Consider the following 16,446-nt stretch of genomic DNA (forward strand, 5'->3'; position numbering starts at 1 on the left):
CTCCCGTCCCGCCGCCACCGGTCTGGGAGCCCGACCCCCCGCCCCCGCCCGAACCCAGGACCTGGTCGCGTTGCTCCTTGGACAGCTGCGTGCCGCAAGCGGACGTCATGAGGCAAATCGCCATCACTGCGACAAGGGTCAACCGCATTCGATTAGTAGAACAGGTTTCATTTTGTCGTTCAAGAGCGCATGATGTGTTTCAGCTTCTTTAGGAGGAGGTTTCTCAACATGCCGAAGGTAAGCGCGTCGGTTCAAGCGGGCGCCGGCCCCGATCAGGCCTGGCAGTTGGCCGTCGATCTTCCGCGATACGCAGAGTGGCTCACCATGCACGACGCCTTCACCGGCGACGTCCCGTCCACCCTTGAGCCGGGCGTTGCCTACAAGCAGCGCGTCAAGATGATGGGCATGCCCGCGGACATCGCCTGGAAGGTGACCACGGCCGAGGCGCCCGGCAAGCTGGAGCTCGCCGGCGACGGCCCGATGGGGATCAAGGCGATCAATCGGTTCCTGATCTCGCCGGCCGAGGCGGGCGGGTCCGACATCACCTTCGAGATGGAGTTCAACGGCCCCGCGCTCAACGGCCCGATGGCCGCGATGGCCGAGAAGAACGCCGGTGTGGCGGCCAAGGAATCCCTGGCCAAGTTTTCGGCTCTGCTCGGTTGACCGAACTTTGGGCGGGCCCTTCGCTCCGAGGGCCCGCTCACGTTTTATAACCTGTTCTATTTTTTCACTTGGTACCGCAGGTGAGTCACGGCCTTTCCTTCGGCAACAGATATCGGGCCTTCGAGCGGAACCGGCGCGGACGCGAGCCCCGCGAAGAACGGCGTGCCGCTGCCGAGCAACACCGGCACGAGATCCACGTAGATCTCGTCGACGAGCCCGGCGTCAAGGGCCTGCGAGGCGATCGTGCCGCCGTTGAGTCCGACCCCCTTGCCGCCCGCGAGCTCGCGTGCCTTCGCGATCGCGGCCTCGATGCCGTCGTGCACGAACGCGAAGCTCTCATTCTCCTGCGCCCATCCGTCCGGCAGGCTGTGCGTGAGCACGACGACCGGCACGTCCATCGGGTGCCTGCCGCCCCACGCGTTGGTGAAGTCAAACAGCTTGCGCCCCACCACGAGCGCGCCCGTCATGTCGACCACGTGCTTGAAATGACGGTGGCTCACCTCGGTCATCTGCAGCGTCATCTCCGGCATGGCGGTCGGCAGGGGCACGTCGCCATTGCTGTACCACTGGAAGAGGTGCTCGAATCCGGTCTCGTTGGGGCCCGCGATGAACCCGTCGATCGACATGCTCGCGCCGGTGTAGACAGTGCTCATTGGTCTCGCTCCTTAAAATTCGCGCCGGTGTTCGCTTACACCAACGCGTCGAACGAGCCGGTCGCCCTTCGACACGCGCCGCGAAATTCTTGAACGGATTTCTTCGCGGCGCGTGCCGGGCGATCACGTGGGGTCCGCCGCCCCCACGACCTTGCGGTCGATCAGGTGCCCAGCATCCCGGCGAGCTGGTCCAGTTGCGCATCGCGCCACCGGCATTGGGTGCGGCGGCACTGGGCGCATCCGGCGGTGCGAGCGAGACTGTGGCGCTCGCGCATCGGCTGCTGCGCGAGGCCGTGGAGCACGACCCGGCCGAGATCCCGGTGTGGCGGCCCGGCCCGCCGCCACCGGAGCGATACCAGACAGATTCGGGGTCAGCGCAGCAGGAGGCGTGCAGCGAGTTCGAGGTGGTTGACGACGTCGTTGGCGGAGGCACGGCGGGTCACCCAGGCGACCAGATTGGACAGCCACACGTCGCCGATGACCCGCGCGATGGCCTTGTCGTCCTCCGTGGGCTCGCCGTCGTGCATGGCCCGGGTGAACATGAGCTCCATCATCCGCGCGACCGTGTTGACCTCGGCCGCCGCCGACGGGTCGGCGAACATGAAGGCACGCGTCATCGCCTCGGTCAGCTGCGGGTCGCGCTGCATCGCGCGGGTGATCCGGCCGAGCACGAACAGCATGCGGTCATAGGCCGTGTCGCCGGGCGGGGGCGTGCGGTCCATCCGCTCCTGCGTCCGCTCGAACTCCCGCGCCAGGCAGGAGATCAGCAGGTGAATCTTGGACGGGAAGTAGCGGTAGAGCGTGCCCAGGGCCACGTCGGCTTTTTCCGCTACCGCGCGCATCTGGACCGCGTCATATCCGCCACGCGAGGCGAGCGCGAGCGTCGCGTCGAGGATTCGCTTGCGGCGGTCCCGCTGGGCGGCCGAGCCTAACTCGGCCTCGGTGGGCGCGCTGAGCACGGCGGTGTTGGCGGACGACCTGGCTCTCGGCATGACGGACCTTTCTGAGATCGGTTCTAGCACGAGCTTAGCAAGCCCAAGGTCGAGATCTGAGCGTCAGTATGGTACCCAAAGTTGAAACGTGTTCTAATTCTGATTGTGCCCATAGCCGAGACCGAGGAACAACATGCCATCCGGGCGTCCATTCTGGGGTGGGCGGCGGACGCCGGCACGATCAAGGCGGTGCGTGACCGCGAGTCGGGCGTGTCCAACGACACAGATCATGGGGACGGGCTGGCGCGGCTCGGGCTGTTCTCCATCGTCGAGGACGGGTCCGTCACCGACCTCGCGGCCGCGCTGGAGGCGGTGACCGAGGCGCTCGTGCCGGGCCCGGTGATGCCCACGTTGCTCGCGCAGGTCGTGCTCGGATCGCGGCCGGTGGAGCGGATGTCCGTCGCGATTGGACACGGGTTCGTGCTCGGCGAGGCGCCGGACGTGCTGCTGCCCTCGGGTGAGCTCGGCCGGCCGGAGGTTTTGCCGGTGCAGCCGGTCGATTTCAGCCGCGGGCTCCGGCGCATGGATGACGGCGGCGAACCGGTGTTCGGGGACCTGCTCGCGGTGATGTGCGCGGTCGAGGCGTCCGGGGTCGCGGGATGGTGCGTACGCACGGCTGCCGACTATGCCAAGGTGCGGGTGCAGTTCGGCCGTCCGATCGGGGCGTTCCAGGCAGTCAAGCATGTGTGCGCGCAGATGCTGTGCCGGTCGGAGCAGGCTGCGGCGGTCGCCTGGGACGCGGCCCGCGCGGTGGACGAGGCACCACACGAACTCCCGCTGGCTGCCGCCGTCGCAGCGGCCGTGGCGGTGGACGCGGCGGTCGAAAACGCCAAGGACTGCATCCAGGTGCTGGGCGGGATCGGGTTTACGTGGGAGCACGACGCACACCTGTATCTGAGGCGTGCGCTGGCGTTGCGCCAGATGCTCGGGACCGGATGGCGTCGGCGGGCCGCCTCGCTCGCGAAGGGCGGGATGCGGCGCACGCTGGCGATGCCGCCGGCCGGTGAGGATCGCGGGATCGCCGGGTGGGCCGTGCCGACCGTGCTGGCCCACGGGACGCCGGAGCAGAAGGAGCGGTTCACGCGCGGGGACATCGCGTGGTGCCAGCTGTTCAGCGAACCTGAGGCCGGGTCGGATCTGGCGTCGCTGCGGACCCGGGCTGAGCGGGTCGAGGGCGGCTGGAGGCTGACCGGGCAGAAGGTGTGGACGTCGCTGGCGCGGGAAGCTGACTGGGCGATCTGCTTGGCGCGCACCGATTTTGGGGCACCTAAGCACAGGGGCATCACCTATTTCCTGGTGGACATGCGCAGTCCTGGCATCGAGATTCGGCCGTTGCGGGAGATCACGGGGCGGGCCGTGTTCAACGAGGTCTTTTTGGACGATGTGTTCGTGGCCGACGACTGTGTCATCGGCGACCCCGGCGAGGGTTGGCGCATCGCGATGGGCACGCTGGCCAGCGAGCGGGTGGCGATGAGCCGCGGCTCGTCGCTGGGTGACGACGTGGAGGCCCTGCTGCGCGAGCACGACGACCTGGATGTGCTGGGCGGGTTGGTGGTTGAGGGGCAGGCACTGTCGCTTTTGGACACCCGCGGCGCGAACGCGGCGGTGCGCAAACTGATTGGCGTGCGGCAGCGGCAGGCCGTGGCCGAGGCGGATCTGGTGCTGCAGGGCGCGGGCGGGCTGTGCGAGGGGGAGAAGTCGTATCAGTTCCTGCTGACCCGGTGTTTGAGCATCGCAGGCGGTACCAGTCAAGTCTTGATGAATTTGGTGGGAGAGCGGGTGTTGGGGCTGCCGAAGGATGAGGCGCGGTGATGGATTTCTCCTATGACGAGACTCAGCGGGTCATCGCGCAGGTGACCAGTGACGTGCTGGCCAATGCGGGCGACGACCCGTGGAAGGCGCTGGGCGAGGCGGGCATGCTGTCGCTTGCCGTGCCGCAGTGGCTGGGCGGCGAGGGGTTGGGCCTGCCGGAGGTCGCGGTGGTGCTGACCGAGATCGGGCGGCGGGCGACCGACGTGCCCGCGCTGTCGATGCTCGCGATGGGCGTGCTGCCGGTCGCGACGTTCGCGCCGAAGGACGTGCAGGCGGAGTTGTTGGACAATCGGGAGCTCACCGGGGTACTCGGAAAAATGTCATACCGGGATGGCGGCATTTCCGGTGTGTCACAGAGTCCTTGCGCGGCAACGGCCTATCGGCTGCTGGTTCAGGTGGGTCCGCGGATCGCGGTGGTGGATCCGGGTGGCGATGGCGCCGTTGTGTCGCCGGATGGTGTGGTGCGGCTGGATGGGGCAGTGCCTGTGGCGGTGTTCGACGGCGACCTGCGGCGGTTCGCGATCGCCGGGGTGTGCGCGATGGGTGACGGGCTGCTGCGCGGGGCGCTGGAGCTCACTGCCGCGCATGTGGCGCAGCGCAAGCAGTTTGGCCGGCCGCTGGCGGCGTTCCAGGCGGTGGCCCAGCAGATCGCCGATGTCTACATCGCCTCGCGCACCATGCATCTGGCCGCCCTGGCGGCGTGTCTCAATGCGGAGGATGTGGCGGTGGCGGCGGCGTGGCTCGCCCGCGAGGGCCCGCCCGCGATGCGCACGTGTCATCACCTGCACGGCGGGCTGGGGCTCGACGTGAGCTATCCGCTGCACCGCTATTCGGCAATGCTCAGGAAGCTGGTGGGGCATGTTCATCGGGCTTACTGAGGCGCAGGTCGCGCTGCAAACCGAGCTGCGGCAATACTTTTCGACGCTGATCTCGCCGCAGGAGCGCGAGGCGATGCTGCACGACCGGCACGGTCCGGCCTACAAGGCGATCGTGCGGCGCATGGGGCGCGACGGGTGGCTGGGCGTCGGCTGGCCGGCGGAGTTTGGCGGGCGCGGCTTCGGCCAGCTGGAGCAGCAGATTTTCGTCAACGAGGCGGCGCGGGCCGACGTGCCGCTGCCCGCGGTCACGCTGCAGACGGTCGGTCCGACCCTGCAAACCCATGGCACGCAGGCACAGAAGGAGTTCTTCCTGCCGCGCATCCTGGCGGGGGAGCTGCACTTCGCGATCGGCTACACGGAGCCGGAGGCGGGCACCGACCTGGCGTCGCTGCGCACCCGGGCCGTGCGCGACGGCGATTGCTATGTCGTCAATGGACACAAGACGTTCACGACGGGGGCGCACGCGGCCGACTATGTGTGGCTCGCGTGCCGCACCGACCCTTCGGCACAGCGGCATCGCGGGCTGTCCATCATCATCGTGCCGACCGACGCGCCCGGCTTTTCGTGGACGCCCATCATCACCTCCGACGGCGCCCACCACGTCAACTCGGTTTATCTGTCCGACGTGCGCGTGCCGGTGGACATGTTGGTGGGTGAGGAAAACGACGGTTGGCGGCTGATCACGACCCAGCTCAACCACGAGCGCGTGATGCTCGGCCCGGCCGGGCGGATCGCGGCACTCTACGACCGGGTGAGCGAGTGGGCGCGGGCGCGAGGCGTGGGCGACGACGTGCTGCAGCGGGTCCGGGTCACCATGCGGGTCAACGAGTTGCTCAACTGGCAGGTCGCGTCTTCGGAGACTTTGGACGTCGCGGGCGCCTCCGCCACCAAGGTGTTCAGCTCCGAGCAGCTGCAGTGGATCGGCCAGGAGCTCTATGACCTGGTGTGCCGGCACGATCCGGGGTCGGAGCTGGCGCACTGGCTCGACATTCAGCTCAAGCGCAATCTGGTGCTCACCTTTGGCGGTGGGGTGAATGAGATCCAGCGGGAGTTGATCGCGACTGCTGGGCTCGGATTGCCGAGGGTGCCGCGATGAGCGAGGGCTTGCCTGAGGGGATCGGTTGGCATGCGCCGTGGGGCGAAGCGGAGGGACGCCCATGAGTGAGAGCTTGCCTGAGGGGATCGGTTGGCAAGCGCCGTGGGGCGAAGCGGAGGGACGCCATTGAGCCGGATTTTGGAGGAGACGGATCGGCTGAAGGCTCTGGGGTGGTGCGGCGAGCGCGTGGCGCGCGACCCGGTCAACCAGCCAATGATCAATAATTGGGTGGAGGCGATGGGCGATACCCACCCGGCCTACCGGGAAGGGCTCGCGCCGCCCGCGATGGTGCAGGTCTGGACGATGCGCGGGCTGCACCCCGCGCCGCAGCCCGACGATCCGCTGCACGCGATGTCGGCCGTGCTGGACGAGGCGGGCTTCACCTCCGTGGTCGCGACCAATTGCGAGCAGACCTATCATCGGGCGCTCAAGGTGGGCGAGCTGCTGACCGTGCGCAGCCGGCTGTCCGATGTGGTGGGTCCGAAGAAGACGTCGTTGGGCGTGGGGTGGTTTGTCACCACCGAGAGCACGTGGTTCTCCGGCGAGGAGCCGGTCGCCACGATGCTGTTCCGCATTTTGAAGTATCAGCCAAGGCCTCAAGCAGCCGCGGCGAGTCCGATCACGCCGGTGGTGTCGAGGGACACCGCGTTCTTCTGGGAGGGCACGGCCGCCGGGCAGCTGCGCATCCAGCGGTGTGAGGCGTGCGGGCGGCTGCGGCACCCGCCGGGTCCGATGTGTCCCGCGTGCGGTGCGACGTCGATGGGCTTCGTGGTGTCCGAGGGTGCGGGGACGGTTTACAGCTATGTGGTGCACCACCATCCGCCCGTGCCGGGCAAGCGCCTGCCGTTCGTGGTGGCACTGGTCGAGCTGCCCGAGGGAGTCCGGGTGCTCGGCGAGTTCCTGGGCGAGTCCGTCGAGATTGGGCGGCCGGTCAGGTGCACGTTTGTGCGGGTGGGCGGATTCCACCTGCCGGCATGGGAGGCGGCGGCATGACCACCCTTCCACCGTTGAGCATCGAGGTGACGCCGACGCTCATCGTCTCGACGGCGTTGGCGACGCGCGACTTCCAAGACGTGCACCACGATCGCGACGCGGCCGTGGCGCGCGGCTCGAAGGACATCTTCCTCAACATCCTGACGACGACGGGGCTCGTGCAGCGATACGTGACGGATTGGGCGGGGCCATCGGCCGTGGTGCGATCGATTTCGCTGCGGTTGGGCGTGCCGTGTTATGCGGGAGAGACGCTGACGTTCACCGGGCGGGTGGTGTCCGAGTCGGTGATCGAGGTGGTCGGCACCAACTCGCTGGGGGCGCATGTGACGGCGGAGGTGACGCTGGCATGAGCGAGGGCCTGCCCGAGCGAATCGTGAGATTGGGACTCGCTCATGCCGAAACGAGGCTCCGCCAAGCGAAACCGGAGGTTTCGGCATGAGCGCGGCGATCGTGGGCATTGGCGCCACCGAGTTCTCGAAGGATTCCGGGCGCAGCGAGCTTCAGCTGGCCGCCGAGGCGGTGCGGGCAGCGCTGGCCGACGCGGGGCTCAGCCCGTCCGATGTGGACGGCCTGGTGACGTTCGCCATGGACGCCAACGCGGAGATCGCGGTCGCGCGCGAGGTGGGCATCCCGTCACTCACGTTCTTCAGCCGGATCGCCTATGGCGGCGGCGCGGCGTGCGCGACCGTGCAGCAGGCCGCGATGGCTGTGGCAACGGGGGCCGCCGAGGTCGTGGTGTGCTACCGCGCGTTGAACGAGCGGTCCGGGCACCGGTTCGGCCAGGTGTCGGTGGCCGCGGCGACCGCGCCCACGTCGTCCGGTGTGGACAACGGCTGGCACTACCCGATGGGGCTGGGCACGCCGGCCGCGACCGTGGCGATGGCCGCCCGGCGATACATGCACGAGTTCGGCGCGACCAGTGCCGACTTCGGCCGGGTGGCGGTGGCCGACCGCAGGCACGCGGCCACCAACCCCAACGCGTGGTTCTACGGCCGGCCCATCACGCTCGACGACCATCAGGCCTCGCGCTGGATCGCGGAACCGTTGCGGCTGCTGGACTGCTGCCAGGAGAGCGACGGCGCGGTGGCGATCGTGGTCACCTCGCTGGAACGGGCGCGCGATCTGGCGCAGCGCCCGGCGGTCGTGCGGGCAGCGGCGCAGGGGAGCGGCCCGGACCAATACGTGATGACCAGCTACTACCGCGATGACCTGACCGGGCTGCCGGAGATGGGCGTGGTAGGGCGACAGCTGTGGCGGCAGGCCGGGATGGGCCCGTCCGATGTGGACGTCGCGGTGTTGTACGACCACTTCACCCCCTATGTGCTGATGCAGCTGGAGGAGCTGGGGTTCTGCGAGCGCGGAGCGGCGAAGGACTTCATCGCCGACGGCGCTATCGAGCTGGGCGGGCGGCTGCCGGTCAACCCGCACGGCGGGCAGCTCGGCGAGGCATACATCCACGGCATGAACGGCATCGCCGAGGCCGTGCGGCAGGTGCGCGGCACAGCGGTCAACCAGGTGGCGGGGGCGGCGCACGTGCTCGTGACCGCCGGCACGGGTGTGCCGACGAGCGGCCTGATCCTGGCGCCGGGCTGACCGTCCGGCGGCGCATGTGCCTACCGCCGGCGCGGCGTGTCGGCGGGCGGGCCTGGTGCTTGCGCCGGGCTGACTGCCTGGTGAGGTTGGCCGTCTGGCGTGTGGAGCCCACGGGTGCCGTGCCCGGCAAACGGCTCCGCGTCCGGCTCGGGCGCGAGGCCTACAGCTGGTTCGGGGCACGGACTATTCGCTTGCGCCGCCGGCGTGGCGGCCCGCGCGACGGCCGGAGTAGACGCAGTCGGCCAGGGACAGGCCCGAGAGGTAGGAGTTGGAGCAGATACCGACGGCGGTGCGCCCGGCCGCGTAAAGGCCCGCGATGGGGGTGCCGTCGGGGCGCAGCACCTGGCCCGACTCCTCCGACACGACGAGCCCGCCGAGGGTCAGCATGGGCGCGGGATAGGCCGGGCGGGGGCGGATCGAGCAGTCGATGAGTGAGAACGGCGGCTGCACCAGGGGTTGCGCGAACGCCTGGTCTTTGCCCATGGGGTCAACCGGCGCGGTGTTGTAGGTGTCGAGCGTGGCGGCGAGCGTTTCGGCGTCGATGCGGGCCCGTGCTGCGAGCTCGCGCAGCGTGGCCGCTTGGATCCGGTCGCGGCTCAACAGGTACCACATCTGAATTCTTTGAAACCAGAGGGTTTGCGACCTGAGCTGCTGGCGTGCTTCCTGCAAGACCTTGCTGTCGACCAGCAGCCAGGCCTCGCCGTCGTGTTTGGACACGATGGCGGAGCCGATTGCCGCGCCGTAGAGCGATTCGTCGCACACGCGCCGCCCGGCCCGGTCGACGAGGATGCCCTTGAGCAGGGCCGAGGGCGGGGTGATGAATCGCCAGACGGAGACGCGGTCGAGGTGGGCGGTGGCAGCTCCGGCCGTCGTGCCGAGGGTGATGCCGCTGCCGTCGTCTGCGGGGGTACCGAGCGGGAGGCCACCGCGACAGGCGGGCGCGTGCCGGCGCATCATGTTGCGGTTGTTGACGAATCCGCCGGCCGCGAGGATGACGCCCTGGCGCGCGACTATCGTGATTGGACGGCTGTAGCGTTTTTCCAGCCATGCGACGGGTTTGTGTAACAGGCGGCCCAGTTTCGGGACGTAGAGATATGGTTTTGCCGCGAGGCGGGTGAGCCAGAGATGCAGGCGGCTGTGGAGTTGACGGCATTCGACGCCTGTGACCCGTCCGTCCTCCTCCGAGATTAGCGAGACCGCTGTCGTCTGGGGTAGCACGCGTATTCCTCTGGCGCGCACGGCATCGGCAAGCCTCTGGTAGAAGAGGCGACCCGACGTGCCGGGGCCGTGGGTGCGATGGCCGCGCGGCGCGGGCGGGGCGACCTCGCGTGCGGCCAGCTCGCTGCCCGAATAGTAGAGGTAGTGGCGGTTGGTGGGATAGGACGTCTTGTCCGGGCACAGCGCCGCGCTGAACGGAACCCCCTGCGTCTCAAGCCATTCCATCATCTCCACACTGGAGTCGCAAAAATCGCGCAGGGTCTTGTGCGAAACCGCGTCGCCGACCTCGGTGCGCAAGTAGGCGTACATCGCGTCCGCGCTGTCGGCCACGCCCGCCTCGCGCTGCTGCCGCGTGCCGCCACCGGCGTAGACGACCCCGCCGGACAGGGCCGTGGCACCGCCCCCGCCGAACCGGTCCAGCAAGATCACGTCAGAACCTGTTTCAGCAGCTTCCAGTGCGGCGCACGCGCCAGCCGCACCGAATCCCACCACCACAACGTCCGCTTGCAGCCGCATCAAAAAACTATAACCTGTTCTAGTGACGATTGTTGAGTACGACGTCGTCGTCATCGGCAGCGGGGCGGCCGGGATGACGGCGGCCCTGACCGCCGCACGCCACGGCCTGTCCGTCGTCGTGCTGGAGAAGGCCGACCGGTTCGGTGGCTCGACGGCCCGCTCCGGCGGCGGCATCTGGATCCCGCGCGCCGACGACGAACAGGCAACACTCTATCTTTCGCATGTCGCGCCCGACGTGGCTCCGGCACGGCGCGAGGCATTCGTGAGGCATGCGGCCGCGATGCTCGCACTGGTGAAGTCTGCGACGCCGCTTCGTTTTCAGTGGGTACGAGGCTATCCCGACTACTATCCGGAGCTGCCCGGTGGGCTCGTGCTGGGGCGCACGTTCGAGCCGGTGCCGCTCGATGGACGGCGGGTGTTGGGCGAGAGCCTGGGCGAGCTCGCGCCGCCGTACATCCCGACGCACGGGCTGACCGTGACGGCCAAGGATTACAAGTGGCTGAGCCTGGGCGTGCGTCACCCGCGCTCGGCGTATGTGGCGGGCAAGCTCGCTGCGCGTGCGGCCGTGGCCAAGGCGCTCGGGCAGCGGATGCTGGGCATGGGGCAGGCCCTGGCCGCCGGGCTGCGCGCGGGACTGCGGGCGCTCGACGTGCCCGTACTGCTGGGCACGCCGCTGGAGTCGCTTGCGGACGGTGTGGTCAACGGGCGGTTCAAGGCCCGCCGGGGTGTGCTGCTCGCATCCGGCGGGTTCGAGCACAGCCTCGCCATGCGGACGGAATATCAGAAGGTGGGGACCGACTGGACCGTCGCGGCCGCGTCCAACACGGGCGACGGCATCCGGGCGGGGGTCGCGAAGGGCGCCGCGGTCGAGCTCATGGACGAGGCGTGGTGGGGGCCGACGGTCCCGCTGCCGGGGCGGCCGTATTTCTGTCTCGCCGAGCGCAGCCTGCCAGGGTCGATCATCGTGGACGCGGCCGGGCAGCGGTTCGGCAACGAGTCGGCCCCGTACATCGATGCCGTGCATGCGCAGCTGGAGCGCGAAGCGGTACCGTCATGGCTGGTTTTTGATCAAAGGTATCGCAACCGCTACCTTTTCGCGGGCCTGGCGCCGCGGCAACCTTTTCCTAGGCGTTGGTACCAGTCGGGAGTGCTGGTGCGCGGGCAGACGCTCGACGATCTGGGCCTGCCGGGCCTTGCCAAGACCGTCGCCCGGTTCAACGAGTTCGCGGCGTCCGGTGTGGACAGTGACTTCGGGCGCGGCGAGTCGGCCTACGACAGGTACTACGGCGATCCGCGCACCCGCCCCAATCCGTGCCTGGGCCCGATCGCCAAACCGCCTTTCTACGCGTTCAAAATCGTGCCTGGAGATCTCGGCACGAAGGGCGGGCTGGTGACCGATGAGCGGGCGCGGGTGCTGCGCCCCGACGGGACGCCTATCGCCGGGCTGTATGCGGCCGGCAACGCGAGTGCGGCCGTCATGGGCCGAAGCTACGCCGGGGCGGGTGCCACCATCGCGCCCGCGATGACGTTCGGATATCTGGCTGTCTTGGACATGTTGGGGGAATGAATGCCCATCGATCCCGCCGTCGCCATCGGCGCGCCGCTTCCGTCACGCACGCTGGACTGGTCGGAGTCGGACGTGCTGCTCTACCATCTCGCGCTCGGCGCGAGCGAACTGCCGTACGTCTATGAGCGCGACCTGGTCGTGCTGCCCACGTTCGCGATGGTCATCCCGACCCTGCGCGACACGCAAGCGCCGGTGTTGCGAATGCCCGGCATCGACGTCGACCTCGTGTCGGCCCTGCACGGCCGGCAGGAGCTCGTCATGCACAAGCCTTTGCCGCCCAACGGGTCCGCCGTGGCCACATCACGGGTCGCCGACGTTTACGACAAGGGATCGGCGGCCATCATCGTGACCGAGACCGAGTGCGAGTATTTCACCTCGCGCATCAGCATCTTCGTCAAGGGCGAGGGCGGGTTCGGCGGTGAGCGCGGACCGTCCACCAAGGCCGAACCGCCGGACCGAGCACCCGACCACGAGATCGTCGCGCGCACCTGGCCGGAACAGGCGCTGCTGTATCGGCTGCTGGGCGACCGCAATCCGCTGCACGTGGATCCCGGGTTCGCGGCGATGGCCGGGTTCCCGCGGCCGATCCTGCACGGGCTGTGCACCTATGGCGTGGTGTGCAAGGCGGTCATCGACTCGGTGCTGGGCGGCGAGGTGAACCGGGTGGTCTCGTATTCGACCCGGTTCGCGGGCGTGGTGTTCCCGGGCGAGACGCTGCGCACGCAGGTCTGGGCCGACCGCGACACGCTCACGCTGACCACGACCGTCCCCGAGCGCGACAACGCACCGGCCCTGTCGGACACGGTGATCCGGACAACCTGAAGGTCACCGGCTCAGGCGGCAGGGGCTTGCTCACGCTGCAGTGCGCCCCCGCGGTTGGCCCGATCGATCGCGAGCCGGAACGAGATCGGGGCCGTGGTGGCTCGGGTGTTGCGCGAGTGTTGGCGAACACCGCCCCGGTAAGAAGCGCAACGACGAGCATCACTCGTTCCATGCGCCACTTCCGAACTGGCGGACCATGGAGTAGTAGAGGGCCGCCCAGTTGTTGCAGTCTTCCCTGTCGGAACCCGTTGCCGCGCAAACGTTGTGCAGATCCCACAGCAGCGTGTAGTCGATCCGGTGGCGATTCTGCTCACTGCTCATGCCGACCGCCCGATGGTTGCCGTAGCCGAAGTCGTGCCGAACGCACCCGGACACGAAGTCCCAGCCGTTGGGCCGGTCCGGCGAGTTGCTGCAGCCGTTGTCGGACCAGTCGAACCAGTATCCCGTCTCGCGATAGGCGTTGCCCCGCTTGCCCTCCCAGAACTGGCTGCGACCGTGACCAGTGGGCTCGGTCATCAGCATGTAGGCGGACCACCGCGACAGCAGCACGCGCGCCGCGGCCACATTGGACACCGAGGTGGTGATGCGCTCGGCGACGAGACGGAACTCGATGAGCTGGCCCTTGGCGAAGGCCCGCGTGTCGAAGTCGAACGACTGGTCGCACAGGCCGATGTTGTGCCACACCGGGTAGGTCGTGCGCCGCCACGCCCCGCCGTTGATCCGGTGTTCGATCCACAGTGCCACCACACCACCCGGGAACAGGGTGCACTGCCACCGCAGCACCACCTTCCCGGCCTCCGCGGAGGCCCGCAGGGTGGGCACGTATGGCGGCGGTGGGATCGGGCGGGCGCTGACCGTGTTGGAATATCCGCTCTGGCCCGCGAGGTTGGCCGCGGTCACCTTGAACTCGTACGTGTACCCGTTGAGCAACCCGGTGGCTACGTAGCGCGTGCCGGACACCGGGTACTGGAAGTAGTACCAGTTCGCGTGGCCCTGCGGCCGGAAGTACACCCAGTAGTACACGTTTCCGGAGGAGCTCGGGTTCCAGGTCAGCGTGACTTGCCCGTCACCGGCGACGGCGTGCAGGCCCGTGGGCGCCGCGGGCAGCGGCATGAACGGTGTCGCGGCAACGGTATTGGAGAACCCGCTCTGCCCGCCGAGGTTGGCCGCCGTCACCTTGAACTCGTAGCGGAAGTTGTTGAGCAACCCGGTGGCTACGTAGCGCGTGCCGGACACCGGGTATTTGAAGTAGTACCAGTTCGCGTGGCCCTGCGGCCGGAAGTACACCCAGTAGTACACGTCCCGCGTCGAGCTCGCGTTCCACGTCAGCGTCACCTGGCCGTTGCCCGCCACCGCGCTCAGCCCGGTCGGCGCGGCCGGCGGGGGGTAGAACGGCGTGGCCCGCACGGTGTTGGAGAAGCCGCTCTGCCCGCCGAGGTTGGCCGCCGTCACCTTGAACTCGACCCAGAAACCGTTCCACAGCGGCTTGGCCGTGAACGTGGTCTGCGTGGTCGGATATTGGTAGTAGTACCAATCCGTCTGGCCCTGCGGGCGGAAATACACCCAGTAGTACACGTTGCCCGACGGGCTCGGATTCCACGACAGGCGTACCTCGCCGTTGCCCGCCACGGCGGTCAGCCCGGTCGGCGCCTGCGGCGCGGGCGGCACCGGCGTCGAGGTGACCACATTGGACGGTCCGCTTTCGCCGGTCGGGTTGACCGACGTGACGCGGAACTCGTAGCGGTGCCCGTTGGTCAGCCCCTTGACGGTGTGCCACCACTCGGGGACCGAGTAGGGCAGCTTCGTCCACGCGGTCTGCCCGGCCGTGATGTCCCGCAGATAGATGTTGTACCGCTCCGCGCTCTCGTTCATCTGCCAGGCCAGCCCGACCTTGCCGTCATCGGCGATGGCGGTGAGCCCGGTCGGCGCGGTGGGCGCGGGCGGCATCGGCCGCGCCTTGACCACATTGGACGCCGGGCTGTCGCCCGCCGAGTTGGCGGCCGTGACCTTGAACTCGTACTCGCGCCCGTTGGTGAGCCAGCCCATCGTGGCGGAGGTCGAGGTCGTCGGATATTCCGCGCGGGTGAATCCCTGCCCGCTGGACGCCTCGCGGAAGTACACCCAGTAGTAGACGTTCGGCGTCGGGCTCGCCGTCCACGTCAGGCGGACCTCCTTGTTGCCCGCGATGGCGACGAGGTTGGTGGGCGCCTGCGGCAGCCCGCCCTGCGCGGTGATCTGGATCGTGGCCGAGGCCGGCCCCTCGCCGCCCCCGTTGATCGCGGTCACCTTGAACTCGTACACGTGGCCGTGCACGAGCGCGCCGCTGCTCGCCGAGGTCGTGGTCGCGGGGTAGACGCCGCGCGTGAAGTCGGCCTGGCCGGCGGTCACGTCGCGCTGGTACACCCAGAACCACAGCCCCTCGCTGGGCGCGTCCCAGGTCAGGCTCACCGTGCCGTCGCCCGCGGTCTGCCCGCGCAGGTTGGTCGGCGCCGCGGGCAATGCGTAATGCGCTGTGGCCCGCACGGGTGTCGCATTCGGCCCGTCACCGGCCAGGTTTGTGCCCGCGACGGTGAACTCATACGCGTGCCCATGCGCGAGCCCGCCGGCGGTGAAGCTCGTTTCGGCGGTCGGATAGGCCAGCCGGGTGAAGTCTGCCTCCCCGGCCGTCACGTCCCGCTGATAGATCCAGTAGTAGAGGTCGGGCCCAGGTGCGGTCCAGCTCAGCGCCACGCCTCCGGCGTCATTGGCGGTCGCGGTCAGCCCGGTCACCCGTGCGGGCAGCGGTGGCATCGGCTTGGCGCGCACGGTCGTGCTGGCGGCTCCCTCGCCTGCGCTGTTGACCGCCGACACTTTGAACTCGTATTCGTGGCCGTTGGCGAGCAGGCCGAGTGTCGCGTTTGGACCTTCGGTCACCGGGTAGGCGGACTTGGAGAACTCGGTGTCGCCCGCCGTGACGTCCCGGTAGTACACCCAGTACCACAGACTGGGGGCCGGGGCGGTCCAGCTCAGGCTCACCTGGCCGTCGCCCGCCGTGGCCTGCAAACCCGCTGGCACGCCGGGCAGGTCGTAGCGTGCGGTCGCCCGTGCCGCCGCGCTGAGCGGGCCGTCGCCCGCGCCGTTGATCGAGGCGACGGCGAACTCGTACTCGTGGCCGTGCGTCAGCAGGCCGGGGCGTGCCGACGTGCCCTCGGTTACCGGCAGCTCCAGCCGCTTGAGCTCGGTCTCGCCGGCGGTGACGTCGCGCTGGTACACCCAGAACCAGAGGCCGGGTTCCGGCGAGGTCCAGGTCAGGCTGATGCTGCCGTCCCCATTGGGCACCGCCGTCAGACCCGTTGGGGCGCCGGGCTTGTCGTGCCGGGCGATCGCCCGCACGGGCGCGGTGCGCGGCCCCTCACCGGCCGCGTTGATGCCCGAGACGGCAAATTCGTATTCGTTTCCGGCGATCAGACCGCCGGGCCGGGCGGTCGTGCCCTCGGTGACCGGATACTCCAGTCGTTTGAAGTCGGTCTCGGCGGCCGTCACATCACGCTGATACACCCAGTACCACGTGTTGTCCCCGGTGGACGTCCAGGTGAGGGTGACGCTGGCGTCGCCGTTGGCCGTCGCGGACAGGCCGCCCGGCGCGCCGGGCGGGGCCTGGCGC

At 68.8% G+C, this 16,446-nt stretch carries 13 protein-coding genes; 9 read left to right on the plus strand and 4 right to left on the minus strand.

The features are described from left to right. Positions 1–228: 228 nt before the first annotated feature. On the plus strand, positions 229–663 hold the full coding sequence (locus tag DM816_RS31120; protein ID WP_117213946.1) for a type II toxin-antitoxin system Rv0910 family toxin: 435 nt from the start codon (positions 229–231) through the stop codon (positions 661–663). 56 nt (positions 664–719) lie between these two features. On the opposite strand, the gene DM816_RS31125 is transcribed toward DM816_RS31120, so the two are convergent. Beyond that, entirely contained in the window at positions 720–1,316 is a 597-nt protein-coding gene (locus DM816_RS31125) for a dihydrofolate reductase family protein (RefSeq protein WP_117213947.1), read from the minus strand. Positions 1,317–1,687: 371 nt separating this feature from the next. Next, the gene (kstR, locus tag DM816_RS31130) at positions 1,688–2,308 is read right to left on the minus strand and encodes a cholesterol catabolism transcriptional regulator KstR (RefSeq protein ID WP_117213948.1); all 621 of its coding nucleotides are present in this window, start codon (positions 2,306–2,308) and stop codon (positions 1,688–1,690) included. A 105-nt stretch (positions 2,309–2,413) separates the two neighbouring features. On the opposite strand from kstR, the gene DM816_RS31135 reads away from it, so the two are divergent. From DM816_RS31135 to DM816_RS31160, 6 genes are all read left to right on the plus strand, one after another. Further along, positions 2,414–4,120, plus strand: coding sequence for an acyl-CoA dehydrogenase family protein (locus DM816_RS31135; RefSeq protein ID WP_170318895.1), 1,707 nt, complete (start codon positions 2,414–2,416; stop codon positions 4,118–4,120). Further along, positions 4,120–4,998 (plus strand): acyl-CoA dehydrogenase family protein, encoded by an 879-nt coding sequence (locus DM816_RS31140; RefSeq protein ID WP_117213949.1) that lies wholly within the window; start codon positions 4,120–4,122, stop codon positions 4,996–4,998. The genes DM816_RS31135 and DM816_RS31140 overlap by 1 nt, the downstream gene beginning before the upstream one ends. Further along, positions 4,979–6,094 (plus strand): acyl-CoA dehydrogenase family protein, encoded by a 1,116-nt coding sequence (locus DM816_RS31145; RefSeq protein WP_117213950.1) that lies wholly within the window; start codon positions 4,979–4,981, stop codon positions 6,092–6,094. Before DM816_RS31140 ends, DM816_RS31145 begins: the two co-directional genes overlap by 20 nt. 126 nt (positions 6,095–6,220) lie before the next feature. Beyond that, positions 6,221–7,087, plus strand: a complete 867-nt coding sequence (locus DM816_RS31150) for a bifunctional MaoC family dehydratase N-terminal/OB-fold nucleic acid binding domain-containing protein (protein WP_246002459.1) — start codon at positions 6,221–6,223, stop codon at positions 7,085–7,087. Next, positions 7,084–7,437 (plus strand): MaoC family dehydratase, encoded by a 354-nt coding sequence (locus tag DM816_RS31155; protein WP_162908024.1) that lies wholly within the window; start codon positions 7,084–7,086, stop codon positions 7,435–7,437. Before DM816_RS31150 ends, DM816_RS31155 begins: the two co-directional genes overlap by 4 nt. A gap of 85 nt (positions 7,438–7,522) precedes the next feature. Then, complete coding sequence (locus DM816_RS31160) at positions 7,523–8,680, plus strand: lipid-transfer protein (RefSeq protein WP_117213952.1); 1,158 nt, start codon at positions 7,523–7,525, stop codon at positions 8,678–8,680. A gap of 183 nt (positions 8,681–8,863) precedes the next feature. On the opposite strand, the gene DM816_RS31165 is transcribed toward DM816_RS31160, so the two are convergent. Continuing rightward, positions 8,864–10,414, minus strand: coding sequence for an FAD-binding protein (locus DM816_RS31165; protein ID WP_117213953.1), 1,551 nt, complete (start codon positions 10,412–10,414; stop codon positions 8,864–8,866). Positions 10,415–10,436: 22 nt separating this feature from the next. On the opposite strand from DM816_RS31165, the gene DM816_RS31170 reads away from it, so the two are divergent. Together DM816_RS31170 and DM816_RS31175 are read left to right on the plus strand one after the other, a co-directional pair. Further along, positions 10,437–11,981, plus strand: coding sequence for an FAD-dependent oxidoreductase (locus DM816_RS31170; protein ID WP_281274379.1), 1,545 nt, complete (start codon positions 10,437–10,439; stop codon positions 11,979–11,981). After that, the gene (locus DM816_RS31175; RefSeq protein WP_117213954.1) at positions 11,982–12,803 is read left to right on the plus strand and encodes a MaoC/PaaZ C-terminal domain-containing protein; all 822 of its coding nucleotides are present in this window, start codon (positions 11,982–11,984) and stop codon (positions 12,801–12,803) included. Positions 12,804–12,962: 159 nt separating this feature from the next. Here the strand turns inward: DM816_RS31175 and DM816_RS31180 are convergent. After that, positions 12,963–16,446, minus strand: a 3,484-nt coding sequence (locus DM816_RS31180; RefSeq protein WP_117213955.1) for a phospholipase A2, incomplete at its 5' end; no start/stop codon positions are given.

This window comes from Allorhizocola rhizosphaerae (assembly GCF_003426775.1).
Taxonomy (GTDB): Bacteria; Actinomycetota; Actinomycetes; order Mycobacteriales; family Micromonosporaceae; genus Allorhizocola; species Allorhizocola rhizosphaerae.

What these genes read in the sequence shown, in the direction of transcription:
- DM816_RS31120 (WP_117213946.1), top strand. Translation starts at nt 229, where the DNA reads ATGCCGAAGGTAAGCGCGTCGGTTCAAGCGGGCGCCGGCCCCGATCAG.
- DM816_RS31125 (WP_117213947.1), bottom strand. Translation starts at nt 1,316, where the DNA reads ATGAGCACTGTCTACACCGGCGCGAGCATGTCGATCGACGGGTTCATC.
- kstR (WP_117213948.1), bottom strand. Translation starts at nt 2,308, where the DNA reads ATGCCGAGAGCCAGGTCGTCCGCCAACACCGCCGTGCTCAGCGCGCCC.
- DM816_RS31140 (WP_117213949.1), top strand. Translation starts at nt 4,120, where the DNA reads ATGGATTTCTCCTATGACGAGACTCAGCGGGTCATCGCGCAGGTGACC.
- DM816_RS31145 (WP_117213950.1), top strand. Translation starts at nt 4,979, where the DNA reads ATGTTCATCGGGCTTACTGAGGCGCAGGTCGCGCTGCAAACCGAGCTG.
- DM816_RS31155 (WP_162908024.1), top strand. Translation starts at nt 7,084, where the DNA reads ATGACCACCCTTCCACCGTTGAGCATCGAGGTGACGCCGACGCTCATC.
- DM816_RS31160 (WP_117213952.1), top strand. Translation starts at nt 7,523, where the DNA reads ATGAGCGCGGCGATCGTGGGCATTGGCGCCACCGAGTTCTCGAAGGAT.
- DM816_RS31165 (WP_117213953.1), bottom strand. Translation starts at nt 10,414, where the DNA reads ATGCGGCTGCAAGCGGACGTTGTGGTGGTGGGATTCGGTGCGGCTGGC.
- DM816_RS31175 (WP_117213954.1), top strand. Translation starts at nt 11,982, where the DNA reads ATGCCCATCGATCCCGCCGTCGCCATCGGCGCGCCGCTTCCGTCACGC.